Source organism: Streptomyces sp. NPDC047108 (assembly GCF_040643575.1).
Lineage (GTDB): Bacteria > Actinomycetota > Actinomycetes > Streptomycetales > Streptomycetaceae > Streptomyces.
Window position 1 is genome coordinate 163,044 of the sequence record NZ_JBEYUP010000010.1, and the last position, 15,811, is coordinate 178,854.

The 15,811-nt window shown below is 72.1% G+C and carries 14 protein-coding genes and 1 tRNA gene; 10 read left to right on the forward strand and 5 right to left on the reverse strand.

What is annotated here, in order from left to right; all coding sequences use genetic code 11:
• Positions 1-155: 155 nt before the first annotated feature.
• The gene (locus ABZ822_RS21150; protein ID WP_360856123.1) at positions 156-1,604 is read left to right on the forward strand and encodes a hypothetical protein; all 1,449 of its coding nucleotides are present in this window, start codon (positions 156-158) and stop codon (positions 1,602-1,604) included.
• Between the two features lie 122 nt (positions 1,605-1,726).
• Here the strand turns inward: ABZ822_RS21150 and ABZ822_RS21155 are convergent, their stop codons facing one another.
• On the reverse strand, positions 1,727-2,287 hold the full coding sequence (locus tag ABZ822_RS21155; RefSeq protein WP_360856126.1) for a hemerythrin domain-containing protein: 561 nt from the start codon (positions 2,285-2,287) through the stop codon (positions 1,727-1,729).
• A gap of 115 nt (positions 2,288-2,402) precedes the next feature.
• On the opposite strand from ABZ822_RS21155, the gene ABZ822_RS21160 reads away from it, so the two are divergent.
• The 4 genes from ABZ822_RS21160 (at position 2,403) to ABZ822_RS21175 (ending at position 4,899) form a co-directional block, all read left to right on the forward strand.
• A complete protein-coding gene (locus tag ABZ822_RS21160) occupies positions 2,403-2,843 on the forward strand; it encodes a MarR family winged helix-turn-helix transcriptional regulator (protein ID WP_360856129.1) in 441 nt (146 codons plus the stop codon).
• A 94-nt stretch (positions 2,844-2,937) separates the two neighbouring features.
• Complete coding sequence (locus ABZ822_RS21165; RefSeq protein ID WP_360856132.1) at positions 2,938-4,101, forward strand: ImmA/IrrE family metallo-endopeptidase; 1,164 nt, start codon at positions 2,938-2,940, stop codon at positions 4,099-4,101.
• Positions 4,098-4,643, forward strand: coding sequence for a hypothetical protein (locus ABZ822_RS21170; RefSeq protein ID WP_360856135.1), 546 nt, complete (start codon positions 4,098-4,100; stop codon positions 4,641-4,643). Before ABZ822_RS21165 ends, ABZ822_RS21170 begins: the two co-directional genes overlap by 4 nt.
• Positions 4,644-4,821: 178 nt before the next feature.
• A tRNA-Trp gene (locus ABZ822_RS21175) sits at positions 4,822-4,899 on the forward strand.
• Positions 4,900-4,954: 55 nt separating this feature from the next.
• On the opposite strand, the gene ABZ822_RS21180 is transcribed toward ABZ822_RS21175, so the two are convergent.
• The 3 genes from ABZ822_RS21180 to ABZ822_RS21190 all read right to left on the reverse strand — a co-directional run bounded on the left by ABZ822_RS21180 (position 4,955) and on the right by ABZ822_RS21190 (position 9,596).
• Positions 4,955-6,283, reverse strand: a complete 1,329-nt coding sequence (locus tag ABZ822_RS21180; protein ID WP_360856279.1) for a hypothetical protein — start codon at positions 6,281-6,283, stop codon at positions 4,955-4,957.
• Between the two features lie 338 nt (positions 6,284-6,621).
• On the reverse strand, positions 6,622-8,343 hold the full coding sequence (locus ABZ822_RS21185) for a lipopolysaccharide biosynthesis protein (protein WP_360856138.1): 1,722 nt from the start codon (positions 8,341-8,343) through the stop codon (positions 6,622-6,624).
• A complete protein-coding gene (locus tag ABZ822_RS21190) occupies positions 8,340-9,596 on the reverse strand; it encodes a glycosyltransferase family 4 protein (RefSeq protein WP_360856141.1) in 1,257 nt (418 codons plus the stop codon). Before ABZ822_RS21190 ends, ABZ822_RS21185 begins: the two co-directional genes overlap by 4 nt.
• Before the next feature lie 186 nt (positions 9,597-9,782).
• Between ABZ822_RS21190 and ABZ822_RS21195 the strand changes: the two genes are divergently transcribed.
• Positions 9,783-10,256, forward strand: a complete 474-nt coding sequence (locus ABZ822_RS21195) for an adenylyltransferase/cytidyltransferase family protein (protein WP_360856144.1) — start codon at positions 9,783-9,785, stop codon at positions 10,254-10,256.
• On the opposite strand, the gene ABZ822_RS21200 is transcribed toward ABZ822_RS21195, so the two are convergent.
• Positions 10,210-10,923, reverse strand: coding sequence for a CDP-alcohol phosphatidyltransferase family protein (locus ABZ822_RS21200; protein ID WP_360856147.1), 714 nt, complete (start codon positions 10,921-10,923; stop codon positions 10,210-10,212). The two genes, ABZ822_RS21195 and ABZ822_RS21200, sit on opposite strands and share 47 nt — an antisense overlap.
• Positions 10,924-11,137: 214 nt before the next feature.
• Between ABZ822_RS21200 and efeO the strand changes: the two genes are divergently transcribed.
• From efeO to ABZ822_RS21220, 4 genes are all read left to right on the forward strand, one after another.
• Positions 11,138-12,283 carry an iron uptake system protein EfeO gene (gene efeO / locus ABZ822_RS21205; RefSeq protein WP_360856150.1) on the forward strand — a complete coding sequence of 382 codons (1,146 nt, stop codon included), beginning with the start codon at positions 11,138-11,140 and terminating at the stop codon, positions 12,281-12,283.
• 150 nt (positions 12,284-12,433) lie between these two features.
• Positions 12,434-13,774, forward strand: coding sequence for an iron uptake transporter deferrochelatase/peroxidase subunit (gene efeB, locus ABZ822_RS21210; protein ID WP_360856153.1), 1,341 nt, complete (start codon positions 12,434-12,436; stop codon positions 13,772-13,774).
• Positions 13,774-14,808, forward strand: coding sequence for an iron uptake transporter permease EfeU (gene efeU, locus ABZ822_RS21215; RefSeq protein ID WP_360856157.1), 1,035 nt, complete (start codon positions 13,774-13,776; stop codon positions 14,806-14,808). Before efeB ends, efeU begins: the two co-directional genes overlap by 1 nt.
• Complete coding sequence (locus ABZ822_RS21220; RefSeq protein WP_360856282.1) at positions 14,795-15,664, forward strand: hypothetical protein; 870 nt, start codon at positions 14,795-14,797, stop codon at positions 15,662-15,664. The genes efeU and ABZ822_RS21220 overlap by 14 nt, the downstream gene beginning before the upstream one ends.
• The last annotated feature ends 147 nt before the right edge of the window (positions 15,665-15,811 follow it).

Genomic DNA, 15,811 nt, shown 5'->3' on the forward strand with positions numbered 1-15,811 from the left:
CGAGGTGGGGGGCCATGGCAGTCGACGTACGGAGTACGGATCCGGGCGGAGGCAGAGGCGGGGGCGCTGACGGAACGGGTCCCGGCGGGACGGATCCGGACGGAACGGGTCCCGACGGAACGGGCCCGGGCGGCAGGGGGCCTGACGCCGGTGCCGTGCGGCTGGAGGTACCGCCTGTCTCGCCGCGCGCCGTCCTCTCCCGCGCGCTGGCCGTCCCCCTGGTGCTCGGTCTGGTCTTCTTCCTCCCCGTCCTGGTGGCCGTGCAGCCCGGACCGGGCGTGCGGGACGAGGCGTACTGGCTGCAGCTCGTGCTCACCTGCTACGCGGGCGCCCGCCTCGCGGCGATGACGCTGACCGCCCGCCGACGCCTGATCCAGGGCTCGTTCTGGCTGTTCGTGTACGTGGCGTTGGGCGTGGCACCGCTTGCCCAGGCGGTGCTCGGCCAGACGCCGACCCCCGTCGTAGGGACGCGCGGGGACGTGGTGCTGGCGGTGTCGCTCGGGCTGTGCGGCTGCGTGGCGTTCGACGTCGGCGTGCTCCTGGCCCGCCACCGGCCCGTGCTGCGCCGGCGCACGAACCGGCGGACGGCCTCGGTCAGCCGGCGCCGGCTGTATCTGCTCGTGGCGGTGGCGTACGTGGCGAGCGCGCTGTTCGTGGTCAAACTGGGCGGCCCCGCCGTCTTCTTCAGCAGCCGGCAGGAGATCAGCGAGGGCATCCAGAGCAGCGGGGTCTCCGGGGGCGGCGAGTCCCAGGTCGGCTCGGCGTTCCTGCGCGGCTTCGGTACGGTGCCCGCGCTGCTGGCCTTCCTCTTCCTCACCCGCTGGCTGGTCACCTCCCGCCACGCCCGGCGGCGGCCGCTGGTGATCGCGATGTGGACGGGCCTGCTGGGGATCAACATCCTGGTCAACAACCCGGTGTCCAACCCGCGTTACTGGTTCCTGACCGTGATGTTCTCGATCCTCTTCACCGCCTTCCCGCGCAGTCCGGTGATGTACCGGGCGGCGCTGGCCATGGGGGTGGTGGCCGCGCTGCTGCTGTTCCCGTTCATGGACCGGTTCCGGTACGACGACGAGGGCCACCGGCCCATGGAGTCCTCATCGGTCCTTGACCCGCTGGTGCGCAAGGACTACGACCAGGTCGGCATGCTCGCCAACACCATCACGTTCGTCGACTCCGGCGCCGGGCACAGTTACGGCCGTCAGATCACCGCCTCGGCCTTCTTCTTCGTGCCGCGGTCGGTGTGGCACGGCAAGCCGCTGGACTCGGGCGTCCGGGTCGGCCAGTGGATGGGCATGAGCAACACCAATCTGTCCTCACCCCTGTGGGCCGAACTCTGGCTGGACTTCGGCCCGGTGGGCATGACGGGAGGCTTCCTCGGCCTGGGTTATCTGTGCGCCCGCGGCGACCGCCGCTACACCGAGCGGACGCTGGACGATCCACGGCCGGGGAACGTGCTGGCGATCGTCACCCCTCTGATCGCGGGCTACGCCTTCATCCTGCTGCGCGGTCCGCTGCTCCAGGCGTCGGGCCGGGTGGGGATCGCCCTGCTGTGCCTGGCGCTGGTGACGACCTTCCGTTCGGAGGGCCGGAAGCTGCTGCGCTGACGGCGCCGAAAGCCCGACGCCGAACGGTACGGCTCAGGCGCCGGGCGCCACGTCCGCCGGTCCGCGCACCGCGCGCACCACACGGACCACGCGCACCAGATGGACCACACGCACTTCGCGGGCTACGCGCCGGGCGCGATCTCCTCGCGGACGGAGGGCGGCAGGGCGAACAGCATCCGCTGCATGTCGAGGGCACGCTCCTCGGACGTACGGGAGGCGAGGAACCCCCGGAAGGCGGCGCGGAGTTCGTCCTCCCCGCAGCTGTTCCGCAGGGCGGGCATCGCCACGGTCTCCTCGGCGTGCAGATGAGCCAGATAGGCGCTGATCAGTTCGTTCAGGGCGAGATAGAGGCGGTGCTGGGCGTCGGGCCGCTCCGCGGCGGGGGTGAGGGGCAGCGCGCCCGCGTGGGCGTCGAGTTCGGCGAGCGCGGCGTCGAGCCGCAGGTGTTCGGCGTCCAGAGCAGCGGCGGCCTGAGGCGCCCGGTCCCGCAGCAGCGGGTGGATGAAGGTGTCCTCGTGGTCGGCGTGCTCGCGCAGCTCCCCGGTCATCGCCAGGCAGCGGTCGATCACCTCGCTCACGGCCTTGGGGTCGGCGACGTCGGCGGACCCGACGTCGACGGCGAGGGCGAACAGGCGCGCCCGCTGGCCCATGTGAACGTTCCGGTAGAGATCGATCTTCGGCATGGTTCCGCTTCCCTTCGTGGTGCATCATGCGTAAACTGACAACAGATTCACAGATCGACAACACGTTGTCAATGTGGACCGGACGCATCGAAGGACACGGGAAGGCGAGGGCGGAATGGCTGACGAGATGGCACTCCTGGTGGCCGACATCTTCGAGGCGGCGGGCGCGCTGCGGAGGTCCGGAGAGTCGCTCGCCCAGGCCGAGGGGCTCACCCAGGCCCGGTGGCAGGTGCTGAGCGTGGCGTCCGAAGAGCCGGTCACGGTGGCCCGCGCCGCGCGCCGCCTCGGCGTCTCCCGGCAGAACGTCCAGCGCGTCGCCAACGACCTGGTGGCGCTCGGGCGGGCCGAGTACACGGCCAACCCCGACCACCGCGGGTCCCCGCTGCTGACCCTGACACCGGCCGGGCGGGACACCCTGGAGCGGGTCACGGACCGGGCGTCCGCGATGCACCGCGCACTCGGCGCCGATCTGCCCGACGAGGAGATCGCCGAGGCGCGCTCGTTCCTTCGCCGCCTGCTCGCCGAGCTGGGGGCGTACGAGGCGCGGAACCCGTGAGCACCATGGGCCGCGCGGGGCCCCCGGAACGGCGGGGCCAAGCACCCGCCCTGCCCCCGTTGCGATAATCGCAAGCGCCACCTAGCCTGAAACCATGGACGAGACCATCGCGGACCGGGTCCGCGCGATCATCGGTCGCGTCGCTCCGAGCCAGGCGGCCTTCGCCGAGGTCATCGGGATCACCGGCGACAAGCTGTCGAAGTCGCTCGGCGGGGCGCGGCGGTTCACCTCGCTCGAACTGGCGCTCATCGCCGACACGGGCGGCGTCACCGTCGACTGGCTCCTCGCCGGACGAACGCCCGCCCGTCCCGCGCCCGCCGCCCGTACGAGCGCGGTCCCCACACCGGACGGGCGCGAACTGGAAGATCTCGCCGGCAGGTACACCGCGGCGTACGACGTGCTCGCACTCCTCGGCCGGGCGCCGGACCTCCCGCCCCTGCCCGCCGCCCCGGGGGACGGCACCCCCCACGAACAGGGCGCCGCGCTCGCCGAGCGCGCGCTCCGCGCGCTGCGCGAGGCGGGCGTCCCTCCCCTGTCCGGTCTGGACACCGGCGAACTGATCGCCGCATGGGCGCGCGTCTTCGGCGTGGACGTGGCCGTCACCCGGCTCCCGGGCGGGATGGACGGACTGTCCTGGCACACCGATGGTTTCCGGCTGGTCGTCATCGCCACGCACCCGGTGTGGACGCGGCAGCGGTTCACCCTCGCCCATGAGCTGGCGCACGTACTGGCCGGTGACGCCCAGGACTTGCGCGCCGAGAGCGGCATGGCCCCCGGCCGCGCCGACGATCCGGACGAGATCCGGGCGAATGCCTTCGCCGCCGCCCTGCTCATGCCGGAGGAGGACGTGCGGGCGCGGGTCTCCGGGCCGCCCGGCGAGGACGCGTTCGCCGGGCTCGTCACCCGGTACCGCGTCTCGCCCAGCGCGATGGCCGCACGGCTGCGCGCTCTCGGCCTCGTCGACGACGCGTGCCGGGGGCGGCTGCGGCGGCTGACGACCGCGGACTGCCACGAACGGGCGGGCACGATCGGCGCCTGCATGACCCAGGCGGCCGGCTCCAACACCCCGCTCCCACCCGTACGGTTGGTGAACGGGCTGTTCACCGCCTACCAGGCCGGGGAGAGCACCCTCCGCCCCCTCGCGGCCCTCCTCGACAGCGACGTGGACGACGTCCGCATCCTGCTCGCCGCGAACGGCCCCGAGGCCGAGGCCGAGACGGAGCCGTCGGAGGACGGGGAGCCGGTCTTCACTCCATGAGGGCATGGTGGTTCCCGGACAACACGGTCCTGTGCAACTTCGCGGCGGTGAGCAGGCTCGACGTGCTCGAGAAGATCCTCGACCGCCGCGGCCGGTGGACCGAGGCCGTGGCCTTCGAGGCGCGGCGTTCCGTACGCCATCTGCCCGACCTGGACGGGGTGTTCAGGGACGGATGGCTCGGCGATCCCGTGGAGATCGAGCGGGCCGGGGACGTACGGCGGGTGGAGGTCATCCGGCGCGCGGTCTTCGGCGGCCACCGCTCCCGCCCGCTCCAGCACCTCGGCGAGGCCCAGACCTGCCATGTCATCGAGCAGTGGGACGCGTTCCAGGGCTCGCGCTGGATCACCGACGACCGTGAGGCGTACCGGTACGCCCTGCGGCGCGGCATCACCGCGTACCAGACGATGGACCTCGTACGGATCGCCGTCCCCCGAGGCATCCTCTCGGCCCCCGAGGGCTACGGACTGCTGACGGCCATGAGGGACGCGGGCCGACGTCTCCACCGCTTCCCGGCGGGCCCGGAGGATCTGCTGCGGCGCTGAGCCCCCGTCTGCGCCCGCGAAAGGCCCCGGAGCCGGGCCCGCGGCGCCTGCGGAGTGCGGCCCCGCGTCCTGGAGAAGTCGCCGCGTGGCCGGCGGTGTTCCTGAGAGGGTGTGCGAGGCGCGGCCGCATAATTCCATGGCGGCCGGTCGCACCCGGATGACAGGCTGAGGACATCGAGGGGGCGTAGCTCAGCCAGGCCAGAGCAACGGATTCCAAACCCGTGAGCCGTAGGTTCAAATCCTGCCGCCCCTGCCACCGCCTGTTCCAACAGCTCCTTGTTTTGGGGTGTCGGGTCAGTGATCCGGGGCCTTCAGGCGGACGGCCTCGGGACGCCGTCATCCGCCGCCGCTTCCCGTCGGCTCTCCGCGGGACTGTCCGCAGCCGTCTCCGGGATGATGCCCCCGGACATCTCCACGGGCTGCGACGACGCATCGTCCGCCGTCGGCCGTTCACGCCGTACGGACGCGATGCGCAGCCACGCCGCGCACGCCTTGAGGCCGGAGCCGAGGCACAGTCCCCAGGCCGCGCCGAGGACACCGCCCAGCGCGTAGCCCACGAGGAGGCACCCCACCGACAGGAGGGAGAAGACCACCTGGATGGGGAGCGTGGCCCGGGGGCGGAGGACGCGGAGCGTCAGGAGCGCGCACGTGCCGAGGGCGATCGCTGCGTACTGGCTGCCGGTCGCCGGGAGCAGCGCGGAGGACGACGCCCAGGTGTCACCGAGGAGTTGGCGCCCGAAGCGGTCCGGCAGGGCGATGAGGACGAGTCCCCAGACGGCGGCGACCCCGGAGAGGACGGCCGCGAGCAGCACGGTGGCGCGTACCTTGCGGGAGGGGGTCGGGAAGCGTCCGAGGATCGGCGGCCCGAAGGCCGTCGAAGCGTTGAAGAGGACGTTCATCGGACCGAACAAGGTCGTCGCGCCCCGGAGCGCGCCGACGGCCAACGGGCTGGCGAACAGGCCGAGTCCGACGACCGCGAGCTGACTGGACGCGTTGCCGACCGCGAATTCCACGACGAAGCGCTTGCCCAGGTGACCGCGGCGCAGCAGGCCGCGCGGATCGCCGCGCAGCCCCCGCAGCCGCGGGAACAGCAGGGCGGCGCCCACGAGGAGCGCGGGCACGGCGGACAGCCCCCACACGGCCACCAGACGTGCGGGGCCGGCGCCTTGGGGCTGTACGGCGAGGGCCGGTACGACGGCGGCGAGCCGTACGAGGTCGGTGGCGAGGGCGAAGTGCGGCATCCGGAGCGTGGAGAAGCAGTACCGCATGCCGTCCTGCGTGAGCACCACCGGCAGGACGAGCCCCAGCGCGCACAGGCCGGCGGCGGTCCCGCCGGGCACGAACGCCAGCGCGGCGGCGGAGACGAGGCCGATCGTGGTGGAGGCCGCGGCGGTGAAGCCGACCGCGGAACGGCATGCGGCCCGTATCCCGTCGGCCGATCCGCGCTCCAGGACGAGCGCCTGCCCGACGTAGGAGACGGAGAGGCCGAGCAGCACGGTGAAGACGGTGTAGACGAGCGAGAAGACGGAGAACCCGGCGGCGGTGGAGAGCCGGGCGGCGACGATGAGGACGACGATGTTGGTCAGCGCGGCGACGCCCTGATCGGCGACGGACGCCACGACGGCGAGCCGCGTCCCGATCCCCCCGTCGCGCGGTCCCGCGGAAGCCACGGGCTCCGCGGAATCCGTTGAGTCAGCTGGGTCCGCTGAGCCCGTTGGCTCCGCTGGCGCGCGGCCGTGGCTCACCGCGCCTCCGGCGGCCTCAACACCCCCGGGGCGTACGGCAGTTCCGTCGCCGTCCGGCCGGCCGGAATCCACGGAACCGCCGATGCCGCCGTTGCCGCTTCCGGAGACCGGCTCCTCCCCGGCACCGCCGGAACGCGCTCCGGCCCCTCCCCCGGAACCGTCCGCAGGACGGCCCCCCGCGGAGGGACCGTCCTCGTCCCGGCCCTCCGCGTCGTCTCCGTGGCGCCCGTCCGTCACCGGCGCGGGGTGCGGACCGGGAGGTCCGCCGGGTCCACCGCACGGAGCGCCAGGGTGCCCGGACCCTCCGCGTCCGAGGCTCGCAGCTCGTCGGCGGCGGACGACGGCGGCACGTCCTCGTCCACCCCGGCCCGGCGACGTGCGGCCTTCGACGGGGCGTTCTCCCGGCGCTGTTTGCCGCGCTCCGTGTGGAGGACCGCTCCCAGTACCGTGCCGCCCGCGCCGTCGATCAGTTCGCGGATGCGGTCGAGGTCGTCGCGGCGCACCTGACGCGGGTCGCAGACGACCAGCACGCCGTCGACGCGGTCGGCGAGCGCGATCGCGTCGGCGTACGACAGCACGGCCGGGGCCAGGACGACCACCACCGCCTCCGGCGCGTCGGCCGTGGCGATCAGCCGGGTGGCCGGGGCCGCGGTCAGGGCGCGGGCGACGTTGCGGACGCGGCTGCCGGGGATGAGGTCGAAGGCGCCGGACTCGCCCGCGTCGATGGGCAGTTCCTCACCGGTCGGCCATCCGCCCTCGCCGCGCGGGGAGGTGCGGGTGGCCCAGCCGGGCCGGATGCCGTCGGCCGCGCGCAGCCGCGCCGCGAGCGAGGGCGTGCGCAGATCGGCCTCGACGAGCAGCACGTCGCGGCCCATCTCGACGAAGGAGGCGGCGAGGTTCACCGATGCTGCGGCCGCCGTGTCGATGCTGCCGCGCGGCGCGACGACCATCAGCCGCCGCCGGTCGGCGAACCGCTGGTCGTAGGCGAGGCGGAAGGCAACCGAGCGGTACTCCTCCGCGAGCCGGCCCTCGGCGAGGAGCGGTTCGGCGTCCTTGCCGCGCCCGGGACGCGGCAGGGTGCCGAGCACGGGCGCGCGCAGGGCCCGTACGACGTCGCTCGCGGAGCGCGCGGTGGGGTCGAAGACCAGCCGCACCCAGGCGCCGAGCAGACCGAGGCCGATGCCGACGGCCGCGCCGAGGCCGAGCAGCATGGGGAGGCCGGGCCCGGACGGGTCGTTCGGCGGGGTGGCCGTGCGCACCACGAAGCCCGGTGTGGTGTCGAGGGCCTTCAACTTGGTGATGTTGGAGTTCAGTTCGGAGATCTTGCCGACGACTCCGGACTGGACGGACAGCGTGGTGTCCAGGGTCCGGCCCTCGCCCAGGCCGGCGATCTGGTCGGCGAGTTCGTCGCGCTGCTTCTCCAGGGGCTTCAGCTGCTTCTGGTAGCCCTTGACCATGTTGTCGATCTGGGACTGGGTCTGCTGCCTGCGGTTGTCCAGGTAGGCCTGGGTGAAGGCGTTGGCCCGCTCCGCGGCCGTTCTGGGCGCGGTGTCGGTGTAGGCGAAGCGCAGCACCAGGGTGTTGGGCGGGTTGGTGACCTGGAGGCCTGCCTGAAGCCGTTCGGTGTCGTCCGGCGTCCCGAGGTCCTTCGCGGCGCGCGAGGCGACCGCGTTGCTGACCGCGGTCTGCCGCTCGGAGCCGATGCTGACCTGTTTGTCGGGTGTGGAACTGCCGGGCGCGAACGGGTCGATGGTGGCGGGCCGTACGGTGACCTCGCTCGTGGCCACGTACGACTTGCCGCCCGCCAGTCCGATCCACGCGCCGCCGAGCAGTCCGAGGACGACTCCGACCACCAGCAGAGACCGGTAGCGCAGCAGTTGTCTGAACTGGTCGCGCAGCAGGTCCGGTTCCTCGTGCGTCTGTGCCCCACCGGCACGATCCGTCATCGCTGTCATGTCCGAGCCCCCCTCGGCCGTGCGGGCGGGCCCTCGAGCGCCTCGTCGAGCAGCCCGGTGATCCGGGCCAGGCCCGCCTCGCGGCTGAGGTGGGCATCGACGTACTCCGGGCCGCGCGACCCCAGCGCGTCCGCGGCGTCGGGGTCTTCAGCCAGCTTACGGACAGCGGCCAGCAGTGCGGAGGGATTCTCCGGCGGAACCAGAACTCCCGCTTCCGAGCGGAGGACCTCCGCGGCCGTGCCGCCCTGTTCGGCGACGGAGGCGACGACGGGTCGCCCGGCGGCGAAGTACGAGGTCAGCTTGGACGGGATGCTCATGTCGAGCACGGAGGCCCGCTGCGTGACGGCGAGGACGTCGGCGGCGGCGAGCACATCGGGGAACTCGGCCTCGTCGGCGGGCGGGAGGAAGTGGAGATTGGGCAGTCCGGCGCCGAGGGAGCGCAGATGCTCGCGCTGATTGCCGTCGCCCATGAGGACGACGTGCACGGCAGGGTCCTGCCGCGCGGCGTCGACGAGGACCTCCAGGCCCTGCTTCAGCCCCATGTTGCCGGAGTGCAGGACGACCGTGCGCCCCTCCCGCCAGCCGAGGCGCGCCCGCATCTCGGCGCGCGGGCGGGACGGGCGGGCGACGTGCGACCAGTTGGGGACGAGCCGGATGCGCTCGCGCGGCACGCCCATGGCCACCACCTTGTCCACGAAGGTCTCGTGGATGACGCCGAGGAGCGTGGCGCGCCGCAGCACATGGGACTCGACCCGGCCGGCGGCGGCGGCCGCCCTGTCCCCGCCGCGGATGCCGCTCTGCGCCGCCGCCGCGCCCATCAGGTCCTGCACGACGGGGACGTACGGGACGCCGTACCGCCGTGCGAGACGGGCACCGGCGACTCCGCCCGCGAGGCTGGGGAGCTGGGCGATCACCGCGTCGGGCCGGCCCGTGCGCGGCGGAGCGGCCAGGGAGTGGGCGAGGATCGACGCCTCGTACAGGGCGCGGCGGACCGCGGTCTGGTGTGCGGGCACGGTGTGGCGTCTGCGGTGGATCAGTACGCCCTCGCGCCGCTCCTCGGTCCGCCACACGCCGCGGTAGGCGGGGTCGGTCCGCCAGGCCGGGTAGTGCGGCATCCCGGCGAGCACGTGGACCTCGTCCCCCTCGGCCGCCAGATGCTCGGCGATCTGCGTGGCGTACGGGCCGATTCCGGCCTGCTCGGGCGCGTAGTTGGTGGACACCAGCAGCAGACGCCGCCCCCCATGGTCAGCCATGGCGCATCTTCTCCCCCCAGAGTCGATCAGATGCACCCTAGCTGTCGTGAGTCGGCCGCCGGTGCAACATGTCGTTTTTCTCTGACTGTTCGGCTTTCGCAATGTTCCTGTACGAGGGCGGGGGCCGGGCTATCGTCGTGGCTCGGATGTGCTGGGGAGCGCATCGCACTTTGGGGGGTTCCATCCATGCCGCACACCGTGGGCTACGCGCCCGGGGTCTACGACCTCTTCCACGTCGGCCATCTCAACATCCTCAGACACGCCCGCAGCCAGTGCGACTACCTGGTGGCGGGGGTCGTCTCCGACGAGATGGCGGAGCTGGCCAAGGGCAGGGCACCGGTGGTGCCGCTGGTCGAGCGCCTGGAGATCGTCCGCTCCATCCGGTTCGTGGACGCCGCGTTCGTCGAGACCGTGCCGGACAAGCTGGAGACCTGGCAGCAGGTCAGGTTCGACGTGATCTTCAAGGGGGACGACTGGCGGGGCACGCCCAAGGGCGACAAGCTGGAGCGCGACTTCAAGGCGGTGGACGTCGAGGTCGTCTACTTCCCCTACACCGTGCACACGTCCAGCACGCAGCTCCGCCGTGCCCTGGACGTGCTCACCACGCAGCCGGTCACGCCGGGCGTATCGCAGCCAGTTCCCGGAACCACTTCGCCGTGAAGGCCGCCAGGAAGAGGGCGTGCACGGCGAAGAGGGCCGTGTACGCCCCCAGGAACAGCCGCTCGTTGCCGAGCAGCAGGAAGACCGCGCAGAAGACGCCGTAGTCCACGGGGAGAAGGGCGACGGCCCTGATGCGCGAGGGGGCGGCCGGAAGCACGGTCGCCCCCGCCTTCGGTTTGAGCTTGTCGGTGAGCAGTCCGCCGAAGAACGTCACCACGGCGGCGAACTGGAAACCGAGCGGCAGCAGCAGCCAGCCCGGGCCGGGCAGTTCAAAAAATCGGTAAAAGGAAATCAGCACCGCGGCGTGCAGCGCGGTGATCTTCGCGCAGTCCACGACGTGGTCGAGCCACTCCCCCGCCGGACTGCTCTCCTTCCGCAGCCGGGCGAGCTGGCCGTCCGCCGAGTCGAACGCGAAGCCCACCGCGAGCCCCAGATAGACCGTGAGCGCGAGCGGCCACGAGGGAGGGGTGAAGGCCAGGGCCGCTACGGCGGAGAAGCTGAACGCCGCGCTGACCAGCGTGACTTGATTGGGCGTCAGCCCGATACGGTACGCCGCCGCGGCGATGACCCGCCCCGCGGGGCGGTTGATGTGGCGTGAGTACAGAGAGACGCCCTTGGCCGTCTTCTGAGCGCCGCGCAACTCCCGCAGAACGGCGCCGAATGGCATGGTTTGAGCCATCATCCCCCCAGATGTCGCACCCGTCCGCAAGGCGAACACAAAAGCCTCGATCATGATGACACGGCCCACTGACGGCCGGTCCGGGCGATTCGCAGTGAGACCGGGATCACTGGACCGCCGACGGCTATTCAGGTAAGCCTCAGATAAGTTAGGGCGGCCTCACCGCCGCCGTCCCGAAGGTCCGACCCTGCCTGGAGCCTGCATGCGAGCCGTCCGTAACCCCTCTGGTGCCGCCGTCGCGCTGGCCGCCGCCGTGGTCCTCACCGCGGTCGCCGGCTGTGCCGAGAAGAGCGACGCCAAGAGCTCCGACGCCGTCGAGGTCACGGCGTCCGACTCCGCGTGCGAGGTCTCGAAGAAGGAGTTCCCCGCGGGTCATGTGAAGCTCGCGGTGGAGAACACGGGCGAGAAGGTCACCGAGGTCTACATCTACGCACCCGGCGACCGGATCGTGACCGAGCGGGAGAACATCGGCCCCGGCACCACCGCCGAGATCACGGCCGAGGTCAAGGCCGGTGCGTACGAGATCGCCTGCAAGCCCGGCATGAAGGGCCAGGGCATACGGCAGAAGGTGCGGGCCACCGGCGAGGGCGCGGCCAGGAAGACGGACCCGCGGCTGGACAAGGCCGTGGCGGAGTACCGCCGTTACGCCCAGGAGCAGGCCGACGAGACGCTGCCGAAGGTCGAGGTCTTCACCGAGGCCGTGAAGAAGGGCGACGTCGAGGGCGCCAAGAAGGCGTACGCCCCCTCGCGCATCGGCTGGGAGCGCACCGAGCCCGTCGCCGAGTCCTTCGGCGACATCGACCCCAAGGTCGACCTGCGCGAGGACGGTCTGGAGAAGGGCCAGGAGTGGACGGGCTGGCACCGTCTGGAGAAGGCCCTCTGGAAGGACGAGAAGATCGGCGCGAAGGAGAAGGAGCTCGCCGGCACCCTCGTCAAGGACCTCCAGGACTGGCAGAAGCGGGTCGGCAAGGCCGAGATCAACCCCACCGCCATGGCCAACGGCGCCAAGGAGCTGCTGGACGAGGTCGCCACCGGCAAGGTCACCGGTGAGGAGGAGCGCTACAGCCACACCGACCTCGTCGACTTCAAGGCCAACGTCGAGGGCGCGCAGAAGTCGTACGAGCTGCTGAAGCCCGTCGCGGCCGGGAACGACCCGGCCCTCACCAAGGAGCTGGACCGGCAGTTCGCCGCCCTGAACAAGCTCCTCGACGAGTACCGCGAGGACACCTCCTCGTACGAGTTCACCTCCTACGACAAGGTCGGCAAGGGTGAGCGCAAGGAGCTGTCGGACGGGGTCAACTCCCTGGCGGAGCCGCTGTCCAAGCTCGCCGCGGCCGTCGTGAAGTAGCGGTCGAGCGGCCTTCGAAAAACCACCGAGGAACGACCGAGGAACGACCGAGGAACCGCCGGGCAGCGGACGGGACGTCACCGGGGAGCAGCCGTCCCCGGGTCCGACCGGCACGCAGCCCGTCGCCGACCAGCAGGGAGAGACGCGTCGATGACCGCCGACAGCACCGAGCCGACCCAGGGCACCACGGCAGCCGGAGGTGGTGACGGCGACGGCGTGGCCCAGGGCGGCGGCCCCGCCCCCTCCCGCCGCTCCCTTCTGGGCTGGGGCGGAGCGGGGCTGGCCTTCGGCGCGGCAGCGGCGGGCGGGACGGCCGTCGCGCTGTCCTCCGGAGGGGACGAGACCCGGCCCGTGGCGAGCGAGGGCGCGGCCATTCCCTTCCACGGCGAGCACCAGGCCGGGATCGCCACGCCCGTCCAGGACCGGCTGCACTTCGCCGCGTTCGACGTGAAGACCGACTCCCGTGAGGAACTGGCCGACCTGCTCAAGGAATGGACGAAGGCGGCCGCGGCCATGACGGCCGGCCACTCGGTCGGCGAAGGCGCGGTCGGCGGCATACCGGAGGCCCCGCCGGACGACACCGGCGAGGCCCTCGGCCTCAAGCCGTCCCGCCTCACCGTCACCGTCGGCTTCGGCCGCACGCTCTTCGAGAAGGACGGCAAGGACCGCTTCGGGCTGAAGTCCGCGCTGCCGGAGGCCCTGATCGACCTGCCGCTCTTCGCGGGCGACAGCATCGACCCCGACCGCAGCCACGGCGACCTCTGCGTCCAGGCGTGCGCCGACGACCCGCAGGTGGCGGTGCACGCCATCCGCAACCTCGCCCGGATCGGCTTCGGCAAGGTCGCGATCCGCTGGTCGCAACTCGGCTTCGGCAAGACCTCCTCCACCACGCCCGACGCCCAGACCCCGCGCAACCTCATGGGGTTCAAGGACGGCACCCGCAACATCGCGGGCACCAACACCCCCGCGCTGCGCAAGCACGTGTGGGTCTCGGAGAAGGACGGCCCGTCCTGGCTGGCGGGGGGCAGCTATGTCGTCACCCGCCGCATCAGGATGCGCATCGAGACCTGGGACCGCACCTCGCTCAAGGAGCAGGAGGACATCTTCGGCCGGACGAAGGGCGAGGGCGCCCCGTACGGCAAGCGGCGCGAGCGCGACGAGCCGGACCTCAAGGCGATGCCCGAGATCGCGCACGTACGGCTGGCGCACCCGGACAACAACGGCGGGGCGCGGCTCCTGCGGCGGGGCTACTCCTTCACCGACGGCACGGACGGGCTCGGGCTGCTGGACGCCGGGCTGTTCTTCATCGCCTACCAGCGCGATGTGCGCACCGGATTCGTGCCGGTCCAGAAGAGCCTGGCGCGCGACGAGCTGAACGAGTACATCCAGCACGTGAGTTCCGGCCTGTTCGCCGTCCCGCCGGGTGTCCGGGACAAGGACGACTGGTGGGGCCGGGAGCTCTTCGAGGCCACCGGGAAGAAGGGCGCCTGATGTTCGCCAACTACCTGATCGGCCTGCGCGAGGGGCTGGAGGCCAGTCTCGTCGTCTGCATCCTGGTCGCGTATCTGGTCAAGACCGGCCGCCGGGACGCGCTGCGGCCCATCTGGACGGGCATCGGCATCGCCGTGGCCCTGAGCCTGGGCTTCGGCGCGGCGCTGGAGTACGGCTCGCAGCAACTCACCTTCGAGGCACAGGAACTGCTGGGTGGCTCGCTGTCCATCGTGGCGGTCGGCCTGGTCACGTGGATGGTCTTCTGGATGCGGCGCACCGCGCGGCATCTGAAGGCGGAGCTGCAGGGCAGGCTCGACCAGGCGCTGGCCGTCGGCACCGGTGCGCTGGTGGCGACCGCGTTCCTCGCGGTGGGCCGGGAGGGCCTGGAGACCGCGCTGTTCGTGTGGCGCGCGGTGAAGGCGACCGACGACGGCACGTCCCGGCCGCTGATCGGAGTGGTGCTCGGGCTGGCGACGGCGGTGGCCATGGGCTGGCTGTTCTACCGGGGCGCGCTGCGCATCAACCTGGCGAAGTTCTTCACCTGGACCGGTGGTCTGCTGGTGATCGTGGCGGCGGGTGTGCTGGCGTACGGATTCCACGATCTGCAGGAGGCGCGGTTCCTTCCGGGCCTGGGCACCAAGGCGTTCGACATCAGCGCGACGATCCCGCCGGACACCTGGTACGGAACGCTGCTGAAGGGCACGGTGAACTTCCAGCCGGACCCGACGGTGCTCCAGGTCGTCGTATGGGTGGCGTATCTGGTACCCACCCTCGCGTTCTTCTTCGCCCCCGGTAGGGTTGCGCCGACTCAGGCAGCCTCGAAGGTGTCCCCGAAGGAGCCCGGCCCCGATGACCCGCAGCGCGCTGCACCCCAGCCCCGTGACGCCGAGGCGGATGCGCACCGGCCCGACGGCACGCACACGACGCAGGACGACGGTGCTGCTGTCGGCCGCGGCGCTGCTGGCACCGGTGCTGACGGGGTGCGTGACGGTGCACGGCGAACGGGAGATCGTCCCGGCGGTGTCGAAGGCTGACGCGCCCAAGGCCCTGGAGACGTTCACCAAGGGCTACAACACCGCGTACCGCACGTCGAACCCCGCGGCGCTCGCCCGGGTCGAGACCGGCCCGCTGCAGGCGATGAACCAGCCCGGGGTGCAGGCCCAGCGCAAGACCCGGCCCTCGGGGTATCCCGGCTACCCCGAACTGGAGCTGACGGACGCGAAGTTCACGATCCCCAAGCAGGCGGGCTGGCCGAAGTTCTTCCTGGCGGACGCCGACAGCAACCGGGACGACAACCGGTGGCTGCTGCTCTTCGTCCGGGACGGGGCGAAGCAGCCGTGGAAGGCCGCCTACCTGTCGATCCTGAGCCCGGACGAGGTGCCGGATTTCAGGACGGACGAGGAGGGCTGGGCCGAGCCCGTCGCGCGCGGGGCGGGGCAGGGCCTGGCGATGGCACCGGGGCGGCTCAGCACCGCGTACACCCGCTATCTCAAGGCGGGCAAGGGCAACAAGGGCAAGAGGTTCGCCGAGGGCCAGGCCACGACGGGGCAGGTCGAGTCGCGCGACAAGCTGCGCAGGACGGCCCAGTTCTGGACCGAGTACATCGACCAGCCGGCGAAGCCCCCGCAGTACGCCCCGGTGGCGCTGCGGCTCGCGGACGGCGGCGCACTGGCGTTCTTCGCGGCGCACCACGCGGAGAAGCGGACGATGGCCGAGGGCTTCCGGGTCGGCGAGATCAAGGACAGCACGGCGCGTGCGCTGGTGACCGGCAAGCCGCGGAAGTGGCTGTCGCTGTCGCGGATCTCGGAGTCGGCCGTGCGGATACCGCCGCAGGGCGAGGTGGTGTTCCTCAACCGCCTGGAGGGCGTGACGTCGGCGAAGGGCGGCTGAGGCCGGATCCGCGCGGGCCGGTGGGCCGTCCGGCGCGAGCCGGTGACCGGTACGGGCCGGTGTGCCGTTCGTGCGGACCGGTGACCAGTACGGGCCGGGGTGCGTCCCCGTACGGGAAGGCGGGCCCCCGGCGCGGGAAGGCGGCGC

Coding starts and splice junctions, on each gene's coding strand:
- ABZ822_RS21155 (WP_360856126.1), bottom strand. CDS start 2,287: ATGCCGAAGATCGATCTCTACCGGAACGTTCACATGGGCCAGCGGGCG.
- ABZ822_RS21160 (WP_360856129.1), top strand. CDS start 2,403: ATGGCTGACGAGATGGCACTCCTGGTGGCCGACATCTTCGAGGCGGCG.
- ABZ822_RS21165 (WP_360856132.1), top strand. CDS start 2,938: ATGGACGAGACCATCGCGGACCGGGTCCGCGCGATCATCGGTCGCGTC.
- ABZ822_RS21170 (WP_360856135.1), top strand. CDS start 4,098: ATGAGGGCATGGTGGTTCCCGGACAACACGGTCCTGTGCAACTTCGCG.
- ABZ822_RS21185 (WP_360856138.1), bottom strand. CDS start 8,343: ATGACAGCGATGACGGATCGTGCCGGTGGGGCACAGACGCACGAGGAA.
- ABZ822_RS21190 (WP_360856141.1), bottom strand. CDS start 9,596: ATGGCTGACCATGGGGGGCGGCGTCTGCTGCTGGTGTCCACCAACTAC.
- ABZ822_RS21195 (WP_360856144.1), top strand. CDS start 9,783: ATGCCGCACACCGTGGGCTACGCGCCCGGGGTCTACGACCTCTTCCAC.
- ABZ822_RS21200 (WP_360856147.1), bottom strand. CDS start 10,923: ATGCCATTCGGCGCCGTTCTGCGGGAGTTGCGCGGCGCTCAGAAGACG.
- efeO (WP_360856150.1), top strand. CDS start 11,138: ATGCGAGCCGTCCGTAACCCCTCTGGTGCCGCCGTCGCGCTGGCCGCC.
- efeB (WP_360856153.1), top strand. CDS start 12,434: ATGACCGCCGACAGCACCGAGCCGACCCAGGGCACCACGGCAGCCGGA.
- efeU (WP_360856157.1), top strand. CDS start 13,774: ATGTTCGCCAACTACCTGATCGGCCTGCGCGAGGGGCTGGAGGCCAGT.